Annotated in this window: 30 protein-coding genes; 24 read left to right on the top strand and 6 right to left on the bottom strand. The window is 34.4% G+C overall.

Features of this window, described 5'->3' with window-relative positions; translation table 11 throughout:
• Positions 1-2 precede the first annotated feature (2 nt).
• The 15 genes from FYJ50_RS02645 (at position 3) to rpiB (ending at position 11,344) form a co-directional block, all read left to right on the top strand.
• A complete protein-coding gene (locus FYJ50_RS02645; protein ID WP_154459498.1) occupies positions 3-1,055 on the top strand; it encodes a D-alanine--D-alanine ligase family protein in 1,053 nt (350 codons plus the stop codon).
• A complete protein-coding gene (gene alr / locus FYJ50_RS02640; RefSeq protein ID WP_154459497.1) occupies positions 1,049-2,197 on the top strand; it encodes an alanine racemase in 1,149 nt (382 codons plus the stop codon). Before FYJ50_RS02645 ends, alr begins: the two co-directional genes overlap by 7 nt.
• A gap of 3 nt (positions 2,198-2,200) precedes the next feature.
• A complete protein-coding gene (locus tag FYJ50_RS02635) occupies positions 2,201-3,214 on the top strand; it encodes an acyltransferase family protein (RefSeq protein ID WP_154459496.1) in 1,014 nt (337 codons plus the stop codon).
• A 3-nt stretch (positions 3,215-3,217) separates the two neighbouring features.
• The gene (locus FYJ50_RS02630; RefSeq protein ID WP_154459495.1) at positions 3,218-4,786 is read left to right on the top strand and encodes an NAD(P)/FAD-dependent oxidoreductase; all 1,569 of its coding nucleotides are present in this window, start codon (positions 3,218-3,220) and stop codon (positions 4,784-4,786) included.
• Positions 4,737-5,873 carry a GTPase gene (locus tag FYJ50_RS02625; RefSeq protein ID WP_235900911.1) on the top strand — a complete coding sequence of 379 codons (1,137 nt, stop codon included), beginning with the start codon at positions 4,737-4,739 and terminating at the stop codon, positions 5,871-5,873. Before FYJ50_RS02630 ends, FYJ50_RS02625 begins: the two co-directional genes overlap by 50 nt.
• A complete protein-coding gene (locus tag FYJ50_RS02620) occupies positions 5,873-6,163 on the top strand; it encodes a YhbY family RNA-binding protein (protein WP_154459494.1) in 291 nt (96 codons plus the stop codon). The genes FYJ50_RS02625 and FYJ50_RS02620 overlap by 1 nt, the downstream gene beginning before the upstream one ends.
• Positions 6,160-7,176, top strand: coding sequence for a nicotinate-nucleotide adenylyltransferase (gene nadD, locus FYJ50_RS02615; protein WP_154459493.1), 1,017 nt, complete (start codon positions 6,160-6,162; stop codon positions 7,174-7,176). The genes FYJ50_RS02620 and nadD overlap by 4 nt, the downstream gene beginning before the upstream one ends.
• 1 nt (position 7,177) lies before the next feature.
• A complete protein-coding gene (gene rsfS, locus FYJ50_RS02610) occupies positions 7,178-7,516 on the top strand; it encodes a ribosome silencing factor (RefSeq protein ID WP_154459492.1) in 339 nt (112 codons plus the stop codon).
• The gene (locus FYJ50_RS02605; protein WP_154459491.1) at positions 7,506-8,213 is read left to right on the top strand and encodes a class I SAM-dependent methyltransferase; all 708 of its coding nucleotides are present in this window, start codon (positions 7,506-7,508) and stop codon (positions 8,211-8,213) included. The genes rsfS and FYJ50_RS02605 overlap by 11 nt, the downstream gene beginning before the upstream one ends.
• The gene (locus tag FYJ50_RS02600; RefSeq protein ID WP_205946391.1) at positions 8,210-8,896 is read left to right on the top strand and encodes a 5'-methylthioadenosine/adenosylhomocysteine nucleosidase; all 687 of its coding nucleotides are present in this window, start codon (positions 8,210-8,212) and stop codon (positions 8,894-8,896) included. Before FYJ50_RS02605 ends, FYJ50_RS02600 begins: the two co-directional genes overlap by 4 nt.
• Positions 8,886-9,332 (top strand): hypothetical protein, encoded by a 447-nt coding sequence (locus FYJ50_RS02595; RefSeq protein WP_154459489.1) that lies wholly within the window; start codon positions 8,886-8,888, stop codon positions 9,330-9,332. The genes FYJ50_RS02600 and FYJ50_RS02595 overlap by 11 nt, the downstream gene beginning before the upstream one ends.
• Positions 9,333-9,863, top strand: coding sequence for a DnaD domain-containing protein (locus FYJ50_RS02590; RefSeq protein ID WP_154459488.1), 531 nt, complete (start codon positions 9,333-9,335; stop codon positions 9,861-9,863).
• A complete protein-coding gene (gene nth / locus FYJ50_RS02585) occupies positions 9,860-10,486 on the top strand; it encodes an endonuclease III (protein ID WP_154459487.1) in 627 nt (208 codons plus the stop codon). The genes FYJ50_RS02590 and nth overlap by 4 nt, the downstream gene beginning before the upstream one ends.
• Before the next feature lie 81 nt (positions 10,487-10,567).
• Positions 10,568-10,876, top strand: coding sequence for a nucleoside triphosphate pyrophosphohydrolase family protein (locus FYJ50_RS02580; protein WP_154459486.1), 309 nt, complete (start codon positions 10,568-10,570; stop codon positions 10,874-10,876).
• 18 nt (positions 10,877-10,894) lie between these two features.
• Positions 10,895-11,344 carry a ribose 5-phosphate isomerase B gene (gene rpiB / locus FYJ50_RS02575; RefSeq protein WP_154459485.1) on the top strand — a complete coding sequence of 150 codons (450 nt, stop codon included), beginning with the start codon at positions 10,895-10,897 and terminating at the stop codon, positions 11,342-11,344.
• 12 nt (positions 11,345-11,356) lie between these two features.
• Here the strand turns inward: rpiB and FYJ50_RS02570 are convergent, their stop codons facing one another.
• Genes FYJ50_RS02570 through rbr form a run of 4 tightly spaced genes read right to left on the bottom strand, consistent with a single transcriptional unit; the run spans position 11,357 to position 13,825 of the window.
• The gene (locus tag FYJ50_RS02570) at positions 11,357-11,620 is read right to left on the bottom strand and encodes a hypothetical protein (RefSeq protein ID WP_154459484.1); all 264 of its coding nucleotides are present in this window, start codon (positions 11,618-11,620) and stop codon (positions 11,357-11,359) included.
• A gap of 19 nt (positions 11,621-11,639) precedes the next feature.
• Entirely contained in the window at positions 11,640-12,440 is an 801-nt protein-coding gene (locus FYJ50_RS02565; protein WP_154459483.1) for a MerR family transcriptional regulator, read from the bottom strand.
• Between the two features lie 50 nt (positions 12,441-12,490).
• The gene (locus FYJ50_RS02560; protein WP_154459482.1) at positions 12,491-13,243 is read right to left on the bottom strand and encodes an N-acetyltransferase; all 753 of its coding nucleotides are present in this window, start codon (positions 13,241-13,243) and stop codon (positions 12,491-12,493) included.
• A gap of 42 nt (positions 13,244-13,285) precedes the next feature.
• On the bottom strand, positions 13,286-13,825 hold the full coding sequence (gene rbr / locus FYJ50_RS02555) for a rubrerythrin (RefSeq protein ID WP_154459481.1): 540 nt from the start codon (positions 13,823-13,825) through the stop codon (positions 13,286-13,288).
• A gap of 104 nt (positions 13,826-13,929) precedes the next feature.
• On the opposite strand from rbr, the gene cysK reads away from it, so the two are divergent.
• Both cysK and FYJ50_RS02545 read left to right on the top strand, forming a co-directional pair.
• The gene (gene cysK, locus FYJ50_RS02550; RefSeq protein WP_154459480.1) at positions 13,930-14,853 is read left to right on the top strand and encodes a cysteine synthase A; all 924 of its coding nucleotides are present in this window, start codon (positions 13,930-13,932) and stop codon (positions 14,851-14,853) included.
• A 2-nt stretch (positions 14,854-14,855) separates the two neighbouring features.
• On the top strand, positions 14,856-15,272 hold the full coding sequence (locus FYJ50_RS02545; protein WP_154459479.1) for an RrF2 family transcriptional regulator: 417 nt from the start codon (positions 14,856-14,858) through the stop codon (positions 15,270-15,272).
• A gap of 10 nt (positions 15,273-15,282) precedes the next feature.
• On the opposite strand, the gene FYJ50_RS02540 is transcribed toward FYJ50_RS02545, so the two are convergent.
• On the bottom strand, positions 15,283-16,602 hold the full coding sequence (locus tag FYJ50_RS02540) for an MATE family efflux transporter (RefSeq protein WP_205946389.1): 1,320 nt from the start codon (positions 16,600-16,602) through the stop codon (positions 15,283-15,285).
• Between the two features lie 65 nt (positions 16,603-16,667).
• On the bottom strand, positions 16,668-17,654 hold the full coding sequence (locus tag FYJ50_RS02535; RefSeq protein ID WP_154459477.1) for a LacI family DNA-binding transcriptional regulator: 987 nt from the start codon (positions 17,652-17,654) through the stop codon (positions 16,668-16,670).
• Positions 17,655-17,754: 100 nt separating this feature from the next.
• On the opposite strand from FYJ50_RS02535, the gene FYJ50_RS02530 reads away from it, so the two are divergent.
• The 7 genes from FYJ50_RS02530 to FYJ50_RS02500 are packed head-to-tail and all read left to right on the top strand — an operon-like array spanning position 17,755 to position 22,865.
• Positions 17,755-19,044: a sensor histidine kinase gene (locus FYJ50_RS02530; RefSeq protein WP_205946388.1), complete on the top strand. Its 1,290-nt coding sequence runs from the start codon at positions 17,755-17,757 to the stop codon at positions 19,042-19,044.
• Complete coding sequence (locus tag FYJ50_RS02525; RefSeq protein ID WP_154459475.1) at positions 19,041-19,781, top strand: response regulator transcription factor; 741 nt, start codon at positions 19,041-19,043, stop codon at positions 19,779-19,781. Before FYJ50_RS02530 ends, FYJ50_RS02525 begins: the two co-directional genes overlap by 4 nt.
• Position 19,782: 1 nt before the next feature.
• The gene (locus FYJ50_RS02520; RefSeq protein WP_154459474.1) at positions 19,783-19,965 is read left to right on the top strand and encodes a PspC domain-containing protein; all 183 of its coding nucleotides are present in this window, start codon (positions 19,783-19,785) and stop codon (positions 19,963-19,965) included.
• 1 nt (position 19,966) lies between these two features.
• A complete protein-coding gene (locus FYJ50_RS02515) occupies positions 19,967-20,395 on the top strand; it encodes a 2-thiouracil desulfurase family protein (protein WP_154459473.1) in 429 nt (142 codons plus the stop codon).
• Positions 20,388-21,137 (top strand): GNAT family N-acetyltransferase, encoded by a 750-nt coding sequence (locus FYJ50_RS02510; protein ID WP_154459472.1) that lies wholly within the window; start codon positions 20,388-20,390, stop codon positions 21,135-21,137. Before FYJ50_RS02515 ends, FYJ50_RS02510 begins: the two co-directional genes overlap by 8 nt.
• The gene (locus tag FYJ50_RS02505) at positions 21,127-21,699 is read left to right on the top strand and encodes an HD domain-containing protein (RefSeq protein WP_154459471.1); all 573 of its coding nucleotides are present in this window, start codon (positions 21,127-21,129) and stop codon (positions 21,697-21,699) included. The genes FYJ50_RS02510 and FYJ50_RS02505 overlap by 11 nt, the downstream gene beginning before the upstream one ends.
• Positions 21,700-21,734: 35 nt before the next feature.
• A complete protein-coding gene (locus FYJ50_RS02500) occupies positions 21,735-22,865 on the top strand; it encodes an AI-2E family transporter (protein WP_154459470.1) in 1,131 nt (376 codons plus the stop codon).
• Positions 22,866-22,903: the final 38 nt, after the last annotated feature.

The raw sequence follows: 22,903 nt of genomic DNA, 5'->3' as shown, positions 1-22,903 counted from the left end.
TTATGCGATTGAAATTAGGTGTAATTTTTGGAGGACAAAGCAGTGAATATTCGGTTTCACTTCATTCCACTGCTTCCTTTTTAAGACAGATTCATGAAGAAAAATATGAAATTATAAAAATTGGAATCGATACAGAAGGACATTTTTATGTATACAATGGATCCATCGATGATTTAGAACACGATCACTGGAAAAAAGAAGAAAACTGTATTCCATGTGCATGGGTTCATAAAGGAGTTATTTTACTGGATGGATCCAGTCAGTTTGTTCCATTGGATTGTGTATTTCCAGTCGTTCATGGAAAGAATTGTGAAGATGGTACACTGCAGGGCTTGCTGGAAGTGATGAACATTCATTATGTTGGATGCGATACAATGAGCAGTGCAATTTCTATGGATAAAGAAATCATGCATATCTTATGTGATGAAGCTCATATTCCCTGTGCAAAATATGTATGTTTAAATAAACGTAAAGAAAATCTGACTTTTGAACAGATTAAAGAACAGTTTCCTTTGCCTTGGATCGTTAAACCATGCAATGCTGGAAGCAGTTATGGAGTTTCAAAAGTAAACAATAAAGAAGAATTTGATAAAGCAGTAGAAGAAGCTTTTTATTATGATGGTCGTGGAAAAATCCTGGTAGAAGAAATGATTGATGGATTTGAAATTGGCTGTGCGGTTATGGGAAATGAAACGATTCGTACAGGAAGCTGTGATGAAATTGAAATTACTCGTGGTATTTTTGATTTTGAAGGAAAATATGCGATGGATGGAGCCAACATTTATTGTCCAGCTCGTATTTCAAAAGAAATTTTTGACCAGGCACAGACTCTTGCCAGAGAAGTTTATGTCGCAATGAACTGCTCAGGGCTGGCTCGTGTAGATATGTTTGTGACAAAAGATCAGAAAGTGATTTTAAATGAATTGAATACCATTCCAGGAATGACTGCAACATCAAGATATCCATCTATGATGAAAGAAGCGGGATTGGAATTCCCGGATCTGATCGATCAGCTGATTGAACTGGCTATGCAAAGGGTGGTTGGAGCATGTTAGCTTCTTATAGTCGCTGCTGGGCAGAAATTGATACTCAGGCCATAAGCCATAATGTGAAAGAAGTTCAGAAACTGATTGGACAGACAAAAATTATGGGAATCGTAAAAGCCAATGCGTATGGACATGGAGACATTGAATGTGCCAGAGCTTTAGTTGAATGTGGCATTGATTATTTTGGTGTTTCCAGTGTGGATGAAGCGTTGCGTTTACGTCAGGCAGGAATCTGTGAAAATATTCTGATATTAGGATATACACCAGAAGAGCATTTTCATTATCTTCATGAAGAAAACATTGTACAGTCTTTAATTTCTTACTCATATGCACAATGTCTGAATGATTACGCAAAAGAAAAAAAAGTTAAGATTCGTGCACATTGTAAAGTGGATACAGGTATGTGTCGAACAGGAATTATTTACCAGGATCAGGAAAAGAATCTGGATGAAATCGTATCCGAATATCAAATGTCTAATCTTCAGGTAGAGGGGATCTTTTCTCACTTTCCTGTAAGTGATGATTTATCAAAAGAAAATAAAGATTTTACCAGTCATCAGATTGAACTGTTTCATGAAGTAATTGTCGCTTTAAAAGAAAAAGGAATTGATCCTGGAATTCGTCATATTCAGAACAGTTATGGGATCTTAAATTATGGAGATCTGGGATTTGATTACTGTCGACCTGGTTTGTTGTATATGGGTGTGACAAGTGATGATTCCATTCCTATTGAATCCCAGCCAGATTTTATTCCGATTTTATCGTTGTATGCCAATGTCAGTTTGGTAAAATGGATCCATCCCGGACAAAGCGTCAGCTATGGAAGACATTATATTGCGTCAAAACCTGTAAAAGTGGCTACAATCAGTATCGGATATGCTGATGGACTTCCGCGTCTGGTATCCAATCAGAATCTGGAAGTTCTTGTCAATGGAGTTCGCTGTCCGTTGATTGGAAATATTTGTATGGATCAGTGCATGGTCGATGTTACCAATGTGGATTCTGTTCATCAAGGGGATATTGTATGTATTATTGGGACACAAAATGGGGAAAGAGTGACAGTGGATCAGATCAGTCGACTGGCACATACCATTAATAATGAAACACTTTCCTGTATTACAGCTCGTGTTCCAAGATTAGAAAAGAGGTAGGGGATGACAAAAAAGAAATATGCGATGATTGATATTGCCAAATACATTTCGGCTTTATTAGTGGTTTGTATTCATACGTTTCCATTTTATGAAATCAGTGAAACGTTAAATACATATTGGATCCAGACAATCTGTCGTATTGCCGTACCATTCTTTTTTACTACTTCTGGTTTTTTCTTTTTTAGAAAATGGTCAAACGATAAAGAAACGAATAAGAAAAATGTAAAACATTATTTATTGCGTCTATTAAAAATTTATTTAATATGGACCGTCATCTATTTACCTTATTCAATATATGATTATACACGTGATGGTTTTTCAATTATGAATATCATATCGTATATAAGAGATTTGGTATTGAATGGAAGTTACTATCATTTATGGTTTTTACCAGCTTTAATGACAGCAACTTTAATTGTTTGTTTTGTCTATTCTAAAAAAGGATTGATGACGACTTTAAAATTAAGTTTAATTTTATATATATTTGGATATTTTATTAATGTATATGCGCCTGTATGGGAACAGATACCCGTTCTTTCTTTCTTTTATGCTTTTTTCACAAAAGTATTCACAACCGCAAGAAATGGATTCTTTTTTGGTCCTTTATTTGTAAGCATAGGATTATTGTTGTCAAAAACAAGAAGATTGCCTGTAAAAGTCAATGGAATTGGCTTTGGGATCAGTTTTATTTTACTGGTGATTGAAGTAACAATTTATCGTTTTACAGGAATTTTAAGAGATCTGACAAGTATGTATTTATCTTTGATTCCAGCAGTATACTTTTTTGTGAACTGGATGCTGACAATCAAAAAACCATATAAAGATACATATTTGACATTAAGAAATGAATCACTGCTGATTTATACATCCCATATATTATTCGCAAAAGTATTATTGATTCTATTCCCAAAAGCTCATCTGGTTGTCTATTTTGTGACACTGGCATTGTCTCAGGGATTTGCGACATTTGTGATTCGATATAAAGAAAAATATCCAATTTTAGAAAATCTGGTATAAATTATGATTCGAGTTTTTCAGGTAAAATGCAGCTCACAGGAAAATAAGGAAATCGAGAAACAGCTATTGAAAAAATTGAATATTTCAAAAAAAGACCTTTTTTCATGGCGGATTCATAGAAAAAGCGTGGATGCCCGCAAACAAAAGGTCTTATTTTCTTATGTGATCGACTGCCAAATTAAAAATGAAAAGAAAGCATTAAAAGATAAAGATGTTCAGATATGTCCAGATGAAACCTATTATTTTCCAGCATCTGGATCTTTGCCTCTGGAAAGTCGTCCTGTGATTGCTGGCTTCGGGCCTGCTGGAATGTTTGCGGCTCTGATTTTAGCACAGGCAGGATATCGTCCCATTGTGATTGAAAGAGGAAGCGAAGTACAGAAACGAATGGAAAAGGTCAACCGTTTCTGGAAAGAAGGCATTCTGGATGAAGAATGTAACGTTCAATTTGGAGAAGGAGGAGCTGGAACCTTTAGTGATGGGAAATTAACCACTCGTTCTAAAGATGCAAGGGCTCGTAAAGTATTGGAAGAACTGCATCGTTTTGGGGCAAAAGAGGAAATTCTCATAGATGCTCATCCTCACATTGGAACGGATGCTTTTGTACGGATTCTGCAGAATATTCGTAAAGAAATCATTCGATGTGGAGGCTCTATTTTATTCGATTCAAAATTAGAAGATATAGAAGTAAAAGAGGGAAAGATTGAATCCATCTGGGTGAATGGGGAAAAATTACCTTGCCAGGCTTTAATTTTGAGTATCGGCCATTCGGCAGAAGACACCATTGGGATGTTGTATAAAAAAGGTTTATGTATGGAAAACAAGCCTTATGCCATAGGAGTCAGAATTGAACACACCCAGCAGTATATCAATGAGGCGATGTTAAAAGAATATGCCACGGATCCTCGACTGATTCCAGCCCGCTATCAGTTAACGTATACAGCCAGCAATCGTAAAGGTGTGTATTCATTCTGTATGTGTCCAGGAGGCTATGTGATTCCCTGCAGTTCACAGAAAGGCAAACTGGTGATCAATGGAATGAGTTATGCATCTCGTGATGGAGTCAATGCCAATAGTGCTTTGCTGGTACAGGTCAATGAATCGGATTATGGCAAAGAATTGTTTGCTGGTCTTTCTTATCAGAGAAATCTGGAAGAAAAGGCATATAATATGAGTGGTTCTTATAAAACAATTGTTCAGCTGGCAAAAGACTATGTGAACAATGTGACCAGTGACCATTTTGAAGAAGTAAAACCAACCTATGCATTAGGATATCATTTTGGAAATTTAAACGATTTATTCAGTAAAGAAGTCAATCAGGCTTTAAAAGAAGCATTACTGGATTTTGAAAAAAGAGTTCCAGGTTTTGTTTATCAGGGGGCCATTCTTTCTGCAGTGGAATCCAGAAGTTCTTCCAGTATACGGATTATAAGAGATGCTTCGCTGCAGTCCAATATTCAGGGAATCTATCCTTGTGGAGAAGGATCAGGTTATGCAGGAGGAATTATGACCAGTGCCATTGATGGAATTCGCTGTGCAGAGTCCATTATTTCAAAATATAAGAAAAAGTGAGGTGAATCAGATGGGTGCATACTGTAAAGGATGCGGTGTTATGCTGCAGAATGAAAGAAAAGATCAGATTGGATACGTTCCAACATTAGATGCCATATATTGTCAAAGATGTTTTAAAATACGAAATTATGGTGATGTTGTATTTTCTATGCAGCAGGGAATTGAATCCAATAAAACATTCAGTAAAATCAATGAAATCGACGCAATCGTTTTCTGGATCGTCGATCTGTTTGCCTTTGAATCCAGTCTGATTCCTAAATTAAATCAGAAATTACCAGGAAAAGATATTATTATGGTCTTAACCAAACGAGATCTTCTTCCTAAAACATTATCCATTGAAAAAATCTCATCTTTTGTACAGGAAAGACTGGCTCAGGAAAATATTAAAGTAAAAGATATATTATTGTGTTCAGATCTTTTGAAACAAAGTGCAGAAGCTATACAGTCCATTGAATTTTTAGAACAGGCCATTGATTATTATCGTCAGGATAAAGATGTCATCTTTATGGGAATGGCCAATGTAGGAAAATCAACGATTTTAAATCTTTTAAATCAGAATAAAGTTCTGACAACTTCCTGCAATCCAGGAACCACTCTGGATCTGATTCCGATTGTTCAGGATGGATATACCATCTATGACACACCTGGAATTGAAAATGGACACAGTGTATTAACGTATTTATCCAATAAAGATTTGAAAACGGTTATTCCAGTAAAAACCATTCGTCCATTTGTATCACAGATTTTTGAAGATCAGTCTTTTGCGGCAGCCGGATTGGCTCGTTTAGATATAAAAGTAAAAGGAAAAGCCAGTGTAGTGGCCTATTTTTCACGATCTGTATCCATTCATAGAGGAAAACTGGAAAATGCAGACTCACTGTGGCAAAATCATTTAAATGGAATGCTGTCTCCTTGTCTGGATACGTCTTTGTTGACAATGCATACGTATCATTCAAAAATGAAAGGGGATAAAATGGATATTGTGATCCATGGATTTGGATGGTTCTGTGTAAGTGGGGCCATTGAAGAAATCAGTGTAAAAGTCCATAAAGGAATTTATGTTACATTTAGAAAGGCGATGATTTAATGTTATCAGGTGAAAATAAAAAATATTTAAGAAAATTAAGTATGAACTATCGTTCGATTATACAGGTTGGAAAAGATGGAATCAGTGAAAATCTGATTCAGACATTATCCGATTCGTTAGAAGCCCATGAACTGGTAAAATGTAATTTATTAAAAACCAGTCCAATTTCCACTCGTCAGGCAGCCATTGATCTGGCTTCTTATACGAACAGTGAAGTGGTTCATATTGTAGGACATACTTTTGTATTATATAGAAGAAGCAAAGAAAATAAACTGGGATTAAAGAAATGAAAATTGGTATATTTGGAGGATCGTTTGATCCCATACATTCAGGTCATATAGAAGTTGCCAGACAAGCGTATGCTTTACTGAATCTGGATGAAGTATGGTTTTTACCGAGTTCAAAAACACCATTAAAAGATCGCAATCTAACCGATAATGAAGATCGTAAACATATGATTTCTTTATCCATTCAGAATATTCCTTATTTTTCTTTGTGTACCATAGAAATGGAAAGAGAAGGAATCAGTTATACAATTGATACCGTTTTAGAATTAAAACGATTATATCCGGATTATGATTTTTACTGGATCATTGGAAACGATCAGCTCAAACAGTTTCATTTATGGAAAGAAGCCAATCGTATCTGTGAAGAAGTAAAGGTGGTCTGTTTTAACCGAGATTATCAGATGTCTTCAACAAAATATCCCATTCAATGTTTACATATGAAGGATGTTTGTGTTTCCAGCAGTGAAATTCGAAAAGGAAATAAATTAAATTATTTATGTGATGGAGTACTGGATTATATTTATGAAAAACGATTGTATGTTGAAGAATTTGTGAAATCAAGAGTGAAACCAAAGCGATTTGAACACAGTTTGTCAGTTGCGAAATTATGTTCACAATTTGCCATAAATAATGGTTTAGATGAAAAAAAAGCTTATTATGCAGGTCTGTTTCATGACATTGCCAAAAGTATGACGGTTAAAGAAATGGAACCTTGGATGGATATTTTATGTCCTGAAAATAAAAGCTATGCTCCAGCAGTATGGCATGGATTTGTTGGAAGTGAAATTGTCGATCGTATCTTTGAAATTCACGATCCACAAATTAAAAATGCGATCTATCATCATGTATTAGGAACCAGTGAAGATCCTTATGCGATGATCGTATTCTGTGCGGATAAACTGGATCCATTAAGAGATTATGATACTTCTTATGGAATTGGTTTATGTAATGAAAATATATATAAAGGATTTCTATACGAATGTGAAGAAAATAGAAAATATCTGGAAGGAAAATAATATGGATTTTAATGAAGTGATTTTAAAATCAATCAGTGAAAAAAAAGGTTTTGATATACTGGTGTATGATATGCGTACATTAACGCCTTTTATCGATACAATGATCGTATGTTCTACGAATAATCTTCGTCAGAATTATGCGATTGCCACCAATATAAAAGATCGTTTAAAAGAAGCTGGATATAAAAAATCCATTCGTATGGAAGGAGACAGTGCTTCGAAGTGGATCTTAATGGATTTAAATGAAACAGTGGTTCATTTATTTGTAAAAGAAGAAAGGCAGGTGTATCAGCTGGATCGTCTGTATTGCGATGTTCCAGTAAAACGTTATGATTTATGATAAATTGTCTTTCTATTACGATGAACTGGTAAAAGATGACCAGGCTACACAGGCCTGGGTGAATTGGATAATGGATTCAGTATCTTCCCCCTGTGAATTACTGGATTTAGCTTGTGGAAGTGCGGAAATATCTCTTTTGTTAGCTAAAAACGGGTTTCAGGTCAGTGCCCTGGATTTAAGTCAGGGTATGATTCAGGCGGCAAAAGAAAAAGATAAAAAACATAAAATTCAGTTTTATTGTCAGGACATGAAAAATTTATCCAATTTGAATACATACGATGTCATTACATGTTTATGCGATAGTTTTAATTATATTCTTTCGAAAGAAGAAGTGTCTTTGTTTTTTAAAGAAGTATCTATGCATTTAAAAAAAGATGGATTGTTTTTCTTCGATTCACATTCTTTAGATCGTCTGGTCGAATTTGAAGAAGAATTTAATGAAACAGGATGTTTTGAAGATTGTCAGTACCAATGGTCGATTCTTTCGGAAGACGATTACATCTATCAGGATTTTGCGTTTTATCTGGATGATGGAAAAATTGTTCAGGAACATCACATTCAAAGAGTGTATACGCCAGAATGGCTGGAAACAGAATTAAAAAAATATTTTGAAATCCTGAAAGTCACTACGGATTTTGATTTAGAGGGAATTCAGGAAGGGGAAAAATATTTTTATGTATGCAGGAGGTTGTTATGATTGGAATTATTGCTGCAATGGATGCCGAAATTACTGAAATTGAAAAGTTTGTGAATGTAACATCGAAACAGACAATTGCACGAAGTGAATTTATTTATGGAACGATCAAAGATAAAGATGTGGTTCTATGTAAAAGTGGAGTGGGAAAAGGGATGGCCAGTATGTCAACTACTTTATTGTGCATGAATCATTGTTTGGAAGCCATTATTAATATTGGGACAGCTGGAGGACTGATTGAAGAAGAAAACGTACTGGATCTAATTATCAGTGATACCATTGTTCAGGCCGATTACGATACTACACCCATTGACGGGCCTTCTGGATTGGGATTGTCGTTTCAGGCAGATGCTTCTTTAAAGGAATCCTGTATAAAAGCCTGTCAGGCCAACCACATTCCGTATCATGTGGGGACCATTGCTTCACAGGATCTTTTTATGCAAAAAGAAGAAGATTTTCAGAAGCTGATAAAAAATTTTCCAGATTCAATCTGTTCGGAAATGGAAGCAGGTGCCATTGCACAGGTTGCCAGTGCATTTCAGATTCCTTATGTAATTGTTCGATCCATTAGTGATACCATTTATCATCATGAGAATGCTATGGAATTTTCAAAATATGTTTCTCTTGCCAGCCATCAGAGTGCAAAACTGGTTCGTTCTTTTATAGAGGCTTTCTATGAAAAATAAAGGATCCTTTCGATTGACTTTTATTTTATGCATCGTATTATTTCTTATTATCAGTTTAAACTGGTCTTTATTTATCAGTGGGCCAAGTCGTATTCAGGAAGAAAAAAATGAGAAAATTCTTTCTAAAATTGAAAAAAGAGTGGAAGGAATCAAAGGGTTAACCTGTCATATCTTTGATTATGTAACTTTTAATGGTTATACGAACGATACATTATACTGGTTTGATGAGAATGGAGATACGATCACAAAAAGAGAAATATCTGATCTGAATTATGAAAAGGCAAAAGATGTTGCCAAAGAAGAATATAATGTAGACTGTAAAACCATTGAATTGGGTTATGGATACAACAATCCGTGTTATGAAATTGTTGGAACGGATTATATGATCTTAATTGATTTTGATTCATTTGTGCGTGTATATGAAAGGGAAATATAGATGAGCGTTTTTAACACCAATTATTTTAATCGTCGAAACTGGATATTTGAAAATTTAGAAAAACTTCATGTCAATGCACAGGAAGCGCTCGTACTTCTGTTAATTGATTATTATAATGAAATTCATCAGATGATCACTCATGAAATTATTGCGGACAAATTAAAAATTGAAGTGGATGAAGTTGAAGAAATCTTTTTGTCTTTGTCCAATAATGGATATTTATCCATTGATATGAGTGATGGAAATGTTATTTTTAATATTGAAGGAGTTTATCAGGAAAAACCTAAAGGAATTCCTTTAAAAGCATCTTTACTTGAAACTTTTGAATATGAATTTAAACGTCCTTTATCTTCTTATGAAATGCAGAGAATACTGGATATGGCTTCTACTTACGATGAAAGAAGAGTCATTTGTGCTTTGAATGAAGCTGTGGTTTATGAAAAAGTTGATTTGAACTATATTGAAAGAATTCTGATTTCATGGATGAATAAAGGACTGTCAGTTCAGGATGTGGAGAATGGAAAACGATGAATGCCAATGAAATATTAGATGAAATCGAAAAGATTTTTCCAGATGCACAATGTGAACTGGTACACCAGAATCCCTTTCAATTGTTGATTGCGGTGATTCTATCGGCACAGACAACCGATGTTTCGGTCAACAAAATAACACCCGCTTTATTTAAAGCCTATCCAGATGCGAAAGCTATGGCAGAAGCTGAAATTAAAGATATAGAATCGTATATTCATTCCATTGGATTGTATAAAAATAAAGCCAGGTCTTTAAAAAAATGTTCAAAAGATCTGATTGAAAAATTTGATGGACAAGTGCCTTCTACCTATAAAGAATTAATGTCTTTACAGGGAGTGGGAAGAAAAACAGCCAATGTGGTTCGTTCAGTTGCTTTTGATATTCCTTCTTTTGCGGTGGATACGCATGTAGAAAGAGTTTCAAAACGACTGGGTCTGGCAAAACCTTATGACAGTGTGGAAAAAGTAGAAGAAAAATTAAAACGGAAAGTGGATCGAAATCGATGGAATCAGGGACATCATGATATGATTTTCTTTGGCCGATATTTATGCACATCCAGAAATCCGAAATGTGAAACATGTCCGTTTCCTTCCATTTGTCGAAAAGATAAGATAGGTCGATGAACAATCGGCTTTTTTGTGCGAAATAAAGTTAAGCAATTCTATGCTTTTTAAAGTATAATATAAAAAAGAGAGGTATTTTACATGAAAGTTCAAATCAACAGCAATACGGTTAAAGAAACCAATCAGGTATGGGGATATAACGATATTACCTGTATGGCAATGGAAGAATTTGCCGAAGCCATACAAGCCGTTAATAAAGTAAAACGATTTCCAAAAGACTCAAAAATGTATGAAAAATTAAATGAAGAAATTGCGGATGTTCTGGTAATCATTGACCAGCTGGAAGAATTGGGAATGGTGGATCAGAATGCCGTTCAACAGTTTATTGATTTTAAACAGAAAAGACAAGCATCAAGAAATCGTGAAATGTTGTCTTTAAAAGCTAAATAATATAAAAGGGAGGATGTTATGAAAATCGCAATTGGAAACGATCATGGAGCTTATGTTTATAAAAATGAAATTCTGGATATGCTGGTTAAGGAAGGACATGAAGTCATCAATGTTGGATGTGATGGACCAGAATCCGTGGATTATCCAGATTATGCCAGAAAAGTAGCCGATCTGGTCGTTAATCAGAATGTAGACTGTGGGATTCTTTTATGTGGAACAGGAATTGGAATTTCCATTGCGGCCAATAAAGTGAAAGGCATTCGCTGTGCTTTATGCACTGATACAACAATGGCAAAGCTGACAAGAGAACACAACGATGCCAATATTCTGGCTTTAGGACAGAGAACAACTGGTATTGAAACCGCAAAAGATATCGTACACACCTTTTTAAATACACCATTTTCAAATGGAGAAAGACATATAAAGAGAATCCAGAAAATCAAAGAAATAGAAGAAAAAAACCTATGAAATTTTAAAATTTCATAGGACTTTTTTTAATACAAAATAATCTGTATGATATTGTATTTCATTTGATTTTAATTTATTCATGGTATCGATTCGATTTTTAAAGAAAGGAATGGGATCGATAAAACCATGGGTTCCCTTTAATATTTCTACAATCAGTACCGTTTCTTCTTTTGCCTGATTGACTCCGGATTGATTGGGTTCAAAATAATATTTTCCTTCGTTAATCATCAGGTTTCCAAGAAAAATATCTTTAAAATACAATTCATACTTTTCCATAAATTAAGTATAAAGGATTTTATTCAATAGGGAAACAAACTTCCGTAACAAAATCATCTGGATTCTGACTTTGAGCAGGACTGACATGATAAATATTAAACATTGGGCCATTACAGTGATATCCATTGTCTTTGATCCAGGAAACAACAGAAGCAGTGGCTTCATTCATTCCCTGATAGCTTCCTTTTAAAATACAGCTTGCGATCTTAATAGCAGGTAAAGTTTTAAACTTTACGTGTTCGGTATCTTCGTATTTTCCCTTTACGCTCATCCAGATCATGACTTCTACATTTTCTTCTTTGTATTCCTTATCTAGAAATACAGCAGCGGATAAACAGGGGTCATCCGGTATTAGATTTTTACATTCCATTAGTTTACTCCACAACAGGCCTTCTTCTTCATATCTTGGAATAACCATTTGTACTGTGGCAGCATATCTTTCTGGTATTGTTTTTACATTGACATCAAATTTCATAAGTGACTCCTTCTCTAGTCTTTTCAAAGCGGAATCCAAGAGTCGTATTTTATATTCGTATTCTTCCATTTCTTTTCTTAATTCTGATTTTTTATCCAATAGAAAAGTATCAATTTTTTCTTTTCGATCGTAACAATTTATGATTTGGATGATGTCCGATAAAGAAAACCCCATCTCTTTTAAAGAAGTTATTCTTCCAATAATAAACAATTGTTCTTCCTGATAATAACGATATCCATTGGATGGATCAATAAAATAAGGTTTTATTAAACCGATATCATCATAATGACGAAGCATACGAATGCTGACTCTGGATAGTTTTGAAAATTCTCCAATTTTTAACATGTTTTTTCCTCCATGGATTATTGAGCTCACTTAAAGATTAATCTCTACCATTATGTAAGAGTCAATAGAAGTTTTAAAAATCTTTTATCATTCATCTGCTCATTTGTGACATAGTTACCATTATAAAATAAAGAATAAGTTGTGATTGGTGTACATACGTTTTGAGCCTGTTCTTTACTGGTAATATGTATGGTTTTAAAAGGAATTTCTTTTTCTTTTGAGATCTGTTCTAAAACAGGTACATATTTCGCATTAAATGGACACTGGTTTGTATAATATAAAACCAGACCCATTTCATCAATGTGAGGATGTTTTGCACATTCTTTAAATTGAGGAAGATCTTCTTCATCCTGAAAAGATAAATGCCAAAGTTGAATGCCATTATCGCTTTGATCACATACAGAAAATCCTTTATGTTTTAAAAATTTAGGATCGGCTAAAAAAGGTTTTTTCTTACTGGAAGATAAAATACAGATTCCTTTTTTATGTTTTTCTTTGCTGTCTAAAATACAGGCATTCAATAGTTCACTGGCATAACCATGTCCTTTTAATGAGCCAGCAACCCATAAACAATTGATATACATATAATCTTTGGCAACAATTGGAATCCAGGCATTTTCACAGGGAATGTATTCTATAAAACATTTTCCTCTTTCTTTCCTTTTTAAAAAGACTAAACCATCTTTAAATCTTTCTTTTAGCCATTCTTTTTTTGAAAGAACCTGGATATCATTGCTGCTAGAGATGGCACAGCATATATGTTCTCTTTCAATATTCTGTTCGGTTATCTGGATATATTCCATAAAAATCACAAAAGCCACAGTTAAAACTGTGACTTATCCTTTCTAATAATTTTCAGCATGAATTTCAAAATAAGCTTGTGGGTGATCACAGACCGGACAAACTTCAGGAGCTTTTGTTCCGACTACGATATGTCCGCAGTTTCTGCATTCCCATACTTTAACTTCACTTTTCGCAAAGACTTCAGCCATTTCAACGTTCTTTAATAAAGCACGGTATCTTTCTTCATGATGTTTTTCAATGGCACCTACCATTCTGAATTTCTTTGCCAGTTCAACGAATCCTTCTTCTTCAGCTGTCTTGGCAAATCCATCATACATATCTGTCCATTCGTAATTTTCACCTTCTGCTGCACTTAATAGGTTTTCTGCCGTATTTCCAATTCCATTTAATTCTTTAAACCACAACTTTGCGTGTTCTTTTTCGTTGTCAGCTGTTTTTAAGAATAAAGCAGAAATCTGTTCGAATCCTTCTTTTTTTGCTTTGGAAGCAAAATAAGTGTACTTATTTCTTGCCTGGGATTCTCCGGCAAATGCTTCCATCAGATTTTTTTCAGTTTGTGTTCCTTTGTATTTGTTTGTCATAATGTACTCCTTTTCTATAGAAATTATATCAAAAAAAGTGTTGACATAAAATAGAATAAGGACTATATTAAAACCAACCACAAAAGTAGGTAATGGAGGATGTTATGATTTATAAAAGTGCAGATCAGCTGATTGGGAAAACTCCTTTATTGGAATTGACTCATATTGAAGAAAAGTTAAACTTAAAAGCTAAAATAGTCGCAAAACTGGAATATTTAAATCCAGCTGGATCGGTAAAAGATCGTATTGCACGCAAAATGATCGAAGATGCAGAAAACAGTGGAAAATTAAAACCTGGTTCTGTCATTATTGAACCGACAAGTGGAAATACAGGAATTGGTTTAGCCAGTGTTGCAGCGATGAAAGGGTATAAAATTATCATTGTTATGCCGGAAACAATGTCAGTTGAGCGTCGTCAGCTGATGAAGGCATATGGGGCTGAACTGGTTTTAACAGAAGGTTCAAAAGGAATGAAAGGAGCCATAGCTAAAGCAGAAGAACTGGCCAAAGAAATTGAAAATTCATTTATTCCTTCCCAGTTTACCAACCCTGCCAATCCACAGGCTCATCGTGAAACAACAGGTCCTGAAATCTATGAAGATACAGAAGGAAAAGTGGACTATTTTGTAGCTGGAGTTGGAACAGGAGGAACCATTACGGGTGTTGGTGAATATTTAAAATCCAAAAATCCAGAAATTAAAGTTGTTGCGGTTGAACCAGAAACATCGCCTGTATTATCAAAAGGACAATCAGGAGCACATAAAATTCAGGGAATTGGGGCTGGCTTTGTTCCAGATGTATTAAATACTCAGGTTTATGATGAAATTATTCCAGTATCCAATGAAGATGCATTTGAATATGGACGTCTGATGGGGCATTCAGAAGGAGTCTTAGTGGGTATTTCTTCTGGAGCGGCTTTAAAAGCAGCCATTGATCTGGCAAAACGTGAAGAAAATGAAGGAAAGACGATTGTTGTGCTTCTTCCAGATACAGGAGATCGTTATCTTTCTACACCATTGTTCGCATAGTTATGAAAATATCAACAAGAGGAAGATATGCACTGCGGGTAATGATCGATTTAGCTCAAAATGCCAGTGAAGGCTATGTTCCTATGAAAGAAGTGGCCAATCGACAGGGTATTTCTTTAAAATATTTAGAAAGGATCATGCCTTCTCTTTCCAAAAATAAACTGGTGGAAGGTGTCCATGGCAATAAAGGAGGCTATCGTCTAATGCGAGATCCAAAAGATTACACAGTCAAGGAAATCCTTCAGATATCAGAAGGAGATCTGGCACCTGTCGCTTGTCTTGAATGTGGCAGTGATCCTTGTCCCAGAAAAGACAATTGTAAGACACTTCCATTATGGGAAGATTTTCAGAAGAAAATATATGATTATTTCAACAACATTACACTGCAGGATCTAGTCGAAGATAAAATAAGAATGTGATTTCACATTCTTATTTTAATGTATGTATCCATTTTCGTTTTTTAAATACGATCATTGATAAAAGGAAGCGAACACATTCTTCTAAAGATAGAATAAAATAAACATAAGGAATGGATAGTTTGAATACAAAGGCAGCGATGTATCCCAATGGTATACCAAATCCATAAGTTCCAATGATGTCAATATACATCACATATTTTGTTTTCCCTCCACTTCGTAATATTCCTGATCCTAAAATCATATTTTCCACTTTAAAAGGGGCAATCAGAGCATAAGCCAATAGAATCTGTGTGGTTAATTGTTTTGTCAGTGTATCCACCTGATAAATCTGAACATAAGTAGAACGAGTGAATAAGACGATAATGGATAAACCAACGGAAGCAAACAATCCATATTTTAAGATTTTTACAGAAGACTGATAAGCATCTTCGTATTCTTTTTGTCCTAATAGCTTAGAAATGATAACACTGGCAGCACTGGATAAACCACATAGCGCTCCAATCAATAATCCTTGTATCGGATTGGTTAATGTCATAGCAGCACTGGATTCAATGGACAGATGTCCATATATTGAAGCATATACATTCTCTCCAACGCTCCATAAGAATTCACAGGCAAGAATCGGAAATAAAATCGTAATATACTGCTGGAATGGGAATTTCCATGTGCTTACTTTGTCTTTTAAATATGTATGATTGTATACAAAAAGAAATAAAAGAATACAGTTCAGCCATTGAGAAAGAACCGATGCAATGGCAGCTCCTTTAATGCCCATAGAAGGAAAGATACCTTTGCCAAAAATTAGAAAATAATTCAGAATGGTATTGCATAAAGCACTGAATAAAGTGATATAAAGTGGAATCTGTGCTTTTTCAATGCATCGTAAATAACTTGAAAATAATGTCGCAAAGGCATAAGGAATAAAAGAGAAAGAAAAGATTTTCAGATATAGACTGGCTTGCTGAATCGTTTCTGTATCCTGAATATAGAATCGAATGATCTTTTCAGAAAAGAAAAGAGATGCGAATAAAAATAAAAAGGCTAAAAGAAAGGATATGAATTGATTCAGATAAAAGCTTTTTTTCACTTCCATTGAATTTTTCTGTCCAATGTATTGTGAAATCATAATTCCAGCTACTGCTCCAATGGCACTGATAATAACGGTAAAAATCGAAGAAAATTTACCGGCCAGTCCAACTGCACACACATTTGTGCTTCCTAATTGTCCAATCATGATCTGATCCACAATGGAAAAAGAAGATTGAAGCATGGATTGTAATGCCACTGGAATGGCTAATATACATACAGAATAAAAAAAGCTGCGTTTCATATAGAATTCCTCCATATGAATTGTAGCTTGTTTAAAATGAGAAGGCAAAGGTTAAACGCATAACCTTATTTTGTACTCTTTCTGACAATTAATTTAACAGGTAATTGAATTTGTGTCTGTATTTTCATCCCTTCTTTTAGTGCAAGAATCGATTGAATCGCAATTCTGGCTCTGGAAGAAATGTTCTGTTCAATGGTTGTCAAAGAAGGATGAACCATTTCACATAACAGAGTATTATCAAAACCGGCTACACTCATCGAATCAGGAATGGGAATATGGTGTTCATTCAGAAAATGCATAAAATCAATCGCATAATAATCGGATAAGGCAAAAGCACAGGTAGCTTGTTGAATGTGATCAAAGTTTTCTTCATAATATTTCCATCTTTTTTCTTTTTCCATGGGAACCAGGAATAGATGAATTTCTTTCTGGAAACCTTTTTGAAATCCATTGTATCGATTCAGATCCATATCTTCTAAATTATCGGTAATACATAAAGCTTTATCATGTTTTAAAGCCAAATATTGACCCATCTGAAAGCCACCATCGGTATCATCTATCATTATGTTCACAAATCGATCACTTTGTTCACAAAATCCATCATAAATGACCAATGGAATATGAATCTGATTTCTTAAATAATGATAATCCTGCTCACAGAAACCAATCATAATGACACCTTCCAAATTCCACATAGAAGAAAACTGAACGATATCATAGGGATCTTTTGTCTTTTTGATCATCATAAAAAAATTATGTTTTTCAATTTCTTTTGACAATTCATTTAAAGAAGAAGAAATAAAGAAATCATTGAATACATTTCCTTCATATTTTTCATGGTCGTTTATAAAGATTCCAATGATCTTACTTGAATTTTGTGCTAGTAAAATTCCTGCCATACTGGGAATGTACTGGTTTTCTTCTAAAGCCTTTTGTACTCTTTCAATTGTCTGTGTAGATACTTTATTTGTTTTCCCATGAATCACATTGGATACTGTGGCAGTACTGACACCCAGCTGCTGGGCAATGTCTTTAATTTTTACTCGTTCCATATATTTTATTATACATAGATTAGTAAAATTAACACATTTTTATATAAATCAAAGCTATTTATTTTCACTTTCTTTTAATACAATAATATCAGGTGATAGTATGATTCGAATGGAAGTGGCTTTAATTTTAATTTTATGCCTTGTCGCAATTCTTTATTTTTCTACATTCAGACAGAAAAATACGCTGCACAATATATTTTCAGTCTTACTGGTCGTAGTATTGATCAATCTGATTTTTGATGCCATTACAATTTATACCGTTAATCATTTAGATACGATTCCTGCTTTGATCAATGAAATCCTTCATCGTATCTTTATCAGCTCTATGATTGTTGCGGTATATCTATTCTATAAATATATTTCTGTATTGACACAACCCGATAAAAAAAGAAATCGGATTCCAGTATTCATACTGATTCTATGCATCTTTTCTGCTTTGGTTTTACCTATCCATTATGTAGAAACCAGTCAGGGAAATTATTCATATGGACCCTATGTATTTGTCGTATACATCTGTGTATTTCTTTATCTATGTTTATGTATTTTCTGTTTATTAAAAAATTATGAACAGCTAACCAAGAAAGAAAGAGCGGTTATTGGTTTTGCGTTGATGGTTGAATTTATTGTGTGTGTCATACAGGTCATTCAGCCTATCACTCTGATCAGTGGAATGGGTCTGACCTTGATGACTTTATCTTTTTATCTGACGCTTGAAAATCCGGCTTATCTTCAGGGACAGCTGGTGGAACAGAAAATGTCCATGTTGTATTTAAAGAGTCAGGTCAATCCTCATTTTTTATACAATACGCTGGATACCATTCGAATACAAGCCCAATTAAATGGAGATAAAGAAGTGTCCAATTTACTGATGCGACTGGTTGATTTCTTTCGTTTGAGTGTAAAAGTAGATCGCCAGATGGTCGCTCTGGATGATGAAATGGATTTATTGGAAGCGTATATTGAACTGATGTGTTATCGATATCCACAGATTGAATGTGAATATGAAGTGGATCCTGAACTGGGAGATAAACTGGTTCCAAATTTTATTTGTCAGCCTTTAGTGGAAAACAGTTTTCTGCATGGATTAAAAAATAAAGGATACAAAGGAAAAATAAAAATCAAAGCATTTTTAGTGGATTCAAATTTTATGGAAATTCAGATACAGGATTCAGGAAATGGGTTTTCTGTAGAAAAGAAAGAACAGGTGGATTCTATGTTGAAGAATTATGCGAAACAGGAATTCAGGCTGGATGGAAACAGCATTGGTTTATTGAATGTGCAGAAACGAATTAAATTGTTATGTGGAGAAGAAAGCGGGTTATCGTATACCCAGGATGAAAATGGAACGGTTGCACATATACGTTTATCCATTGAACAGGAGAAGATATGAAAAAGCTGAATGTATTACTGGTAGATGATGAAATTATTATTCGACAGGGATTTATTAAATTGTTTGATTGGCAAGCTCACGATTGCCAGGTGATTGGCCAGGCCAGTGATGGACTGGAAGCCTTATCAAAAATTGATGAATTAAAACCAGATATAGTAATTATGGATATAAATATTCCGATTATGAATGGTTTAAAAGTGATTGAACTATCAAGGATCAAGCATCCAGATACTGCCTTTGTGATCGTTTCTGGATATGATGATTTTTCATATTGTCGTCAGGCATTAAAATTAAAGATTACCGATTATATTTTAAAACCAGTGAATTATGAAGAATTTGGGAATTGTATCGACAATTTAAAGATTTCTTTATTTGAGTCCAAAAAAGAAAATAAGGATTCACAACAGAAAGATCGAATGATTGTATCCATTACGAAATATTTACAGAATCATTTACAGGAAGATGTCAGTTTGAATGTACTGGCACAGGAATTTCATTTAAATGCACAATACATTTCACAGTTGTTTAAGTCTGAAATTGGAGTAGGCTTTTTAACTTATCTGACAAACATTCGTATTGAACACGCAAAGAAGTTGTTGTTGTCTACGGATGATGCCATCAGTGATATATCCGATCAGTGTGGATACAATGATTATCGTGTTTTTACCAAAGTATTTAAAAAGAAAGAAGGAATTACCCCTTCTCAGTTTCGTAGAGACTTTTTGAAAGGAGAATGATATGAATCGTAAATTATATAAATCCAATCAGAATAAGATGATTGCAGGAGTATGTGGAGGATTGGGGGAATTTTTTGATGTCGATCCCACTTTGATTCGTTTATTATGGGTTATTTTTGCCTTAGCAGCTGGAAGTGGGTTGCTGGTATATATTGCCTCTGCCATTATCATTCCGGAGGGATAAAATGAAAATTGCGGTTAGTGCCTGTTTACTAGGAGAAAATTGTAAATACAATGGGGGAAATAATTTTAATTCGGAATTGTTGAAGCGTATCGAAAAACATGAAATTCTTTCCATTTGTCCAGAAGTAGAAGGAGGATTGTCCATTCCCAGAGATTGTTGCGAAATTCTAAATGGAAAAGTAATGAGTTGTAAAGGAGTGGATGTGACTTCTTCTTTTGAAAAAGGAGCAAAGGTCTGTTTGAAAAAAGTAATGGATTTTCATGCAGATCTGATCATTGTTCAGTCTCGTTCGCCAAGCTGTGGTGTCAATGAAATTTATGATGGGTCTTTTTCGCATACAAAAATAAAAGGAAATGGAATCTTTGTACAAAAATGTATAGAGGCAGGCTTAAAAGTTATTGATATAAAGGAATATTTGAATTATGAATGATTTTATACAGCTTACGGAAGAAAATTTAGAGGAAGAACATATTTGTTGCATCATTCGTTCAAGAAGCAAACATCCAGGGATTCAATCAAAAAAAGAATGGTTATCTTGGCAGCTTAAGCATGGGCATGTATTTTATAAACTGAATCAGAAAGGCTGCTGCTTTATTGAATATGCACCTTTGGAATACAGCTGGGTTCCTGTTACAGGAGAGAACTATCTGTATATTTACTGTTTATGGGTCAATTCACCGTTTAAGAAACAGGGATATGGCAAGCAGCTGATGGAACATTGTATATCACAGGCTAAAGAAGAAGGGTATTCAGGAATTTGCATGCTGGGATCTAAAAAACAGAAAAACTGGCTGTCCAATCAAAGCTTTGCCAAGTCTTTTGGTTTTCAGGTAGTGGATACAACTTGTGATGGTTATGAGTTACTGGCTTATTCTCTGGATGGAAGGATACCTTCTTTTTCAAAGAGTGTTACGCAGAAAATCGAAGAAAAAGAACTGACCATTTATTACAGTGATCAGTGTCCTTTTATTGATCAGAAAATAAAACAGATTCAATCTTATTGTGATTCGCATTTGATTCCTTATCATCTGATTCATGTGACTTCATTGGAAATGGCGAAAAATTTACCTTGTGTTTTTAATAATTTTGGTGCATTCTATAATCAAAAATTCATAACTGTGAATTTATTAGATGAAAAGAGCATACAAAGGATCATTGAAAATGAAAGCTAGAGAATTATTGGATGTTTTAACGGTTGCGGAAAAATTAAAAGGAGAAGCTCGACATTGTCAGACTTCAAATGGAAAATTTGAAAGTGTGGCTGCACATAGCTGGATGTGTGCATTAATGGCTTATTTTATGAAAGATGAATTTTTAGATGCAGATATGGATAAAGTAATTCGGATGTGTCTGATTCATGATTTATCAGAAGCTTTTACAGGAGATATTCCTGTATTTGAAAAAAGTAAAATGGATGAAAAAATAGAAGAAGAACAATTGAATCAATGGGTCAATTCTTTACCTGAAGCGTATTCAATGGAATTAAAATCTTTATTTCTGGAAATGAAAGAACAGAAAAGCTTAGAATCGAAAATATATAAATCCATTGATAAAATGGAAGCTGTATTTCAGCACAATTGTTCGGATATATCTACCTGGCTAAATTTAGAATACGACTTGAACAGGACTTATGCCTATGATCAGGTATCTTTTAATGATTATCTTTTAGAAGTAAGAGAAGAAATAAAAAAGGATACGATTGAAAAGATTGAAAAATCGCAATCGAATTTATAATATGATATACTTTTTTCAACTGAAAGGATGAAGATATGTTAGAAGATAATGAGAAATTAAAAAAACTGGCAAAATGGATCATTGGAATTTTTACCTGCTGTATTCTAATCTTTTTAGGCATTAAATATTTTAATGATATTGCTCAGTTTGTATCAAAATGTATCGGATATGCAGGGCCTTTATTTTTAGGAATGATCTTCGCCCTGATTTTAAATGTTCCTATGGGCTTTTTTGAAAAACTGTTAAAGAAAAAAATGAATCGATTTGTTCGTCCATTGTCCATCGTGTTATCGATTGTTTTGGTGCTGGGTATCTTTGCAGGTGTATCGGTACTGGTGGTTCCTGAACTGGCAAAAGCCATTTCTTTGATCATAGATATTGTTTTAAACAGCATTGATAAACTGGAAGGGTTGGATGCATCCAGTTTTGATTTTGTTTCCGATGCGATCGCATCCATTGATATTGACTGGATGGCCATTAAGTCTTCAGTTGAAACATGGTTTATGTCCTTTGGAAAAAATTTTGTGAATCATGCAGCCAACATGATTGGTTCGGTTGTCAGTGGATTTATTACGTTCTTTGTGGGACTGATTTTTTCCATTTATATTTTATCCAGTAAAGAAAAATTAATGAAACAGACAGGACGTCTGATTCGTGCATGGATTCCAGAAAAGTTTGCGAACTATTTTATTCATGTCTGTGAAGTGTGCAACAATGTGTTTAAACTGTATGTAGCAGGACAGGCAACTGAAGCCATTATATTAGGTACTTTATGTATGATCGGTATGCTGATTCTGGGAATGCCATATGCACCTATGATTGGAGCCCTGGTAGGAGTAACGGCTTTGATTCCCATTGTGGGAGCTTTTGTCGGATGCATTGTTGGATTTATTATGATCTTGACAATCAGTCCATTCAAAGCTTTGATTTTTGTGGTTTTCTTTCTGGTTCTGCAGCAGATTGAAGGAAATATGATCTATCCAAAAGTAGTAGGAAGCAAGATCAATTTACCGGCAATATGGGTACTGGCTGCGGTAACCATAGGAGGAAACATTGGAGGAATTTTAGGGATGTTGTTCAGTGTTCCGGTGACTTCCAGTTTATATACACTGGTAAAAGAAGCTACAAAAAATCGTGAAAAAAGCTTAAAAATCAACACAAAATAGGTAGGAATGTACCTATTTTTTTATGATTTGTTTCTTTA

This window comes from Floccifex porci (assembly GCF_009696175.1).
Taxonomy (GTDB): Bacteria; Bacillota_I; Bacilli_A; order Erysipelotrichales; family Erysipelotrichaceae; genus Floccifex; species Floccifex porci.
This window is presented reverse-complemented; position numbering and strand designations above follow the sequence as displayed.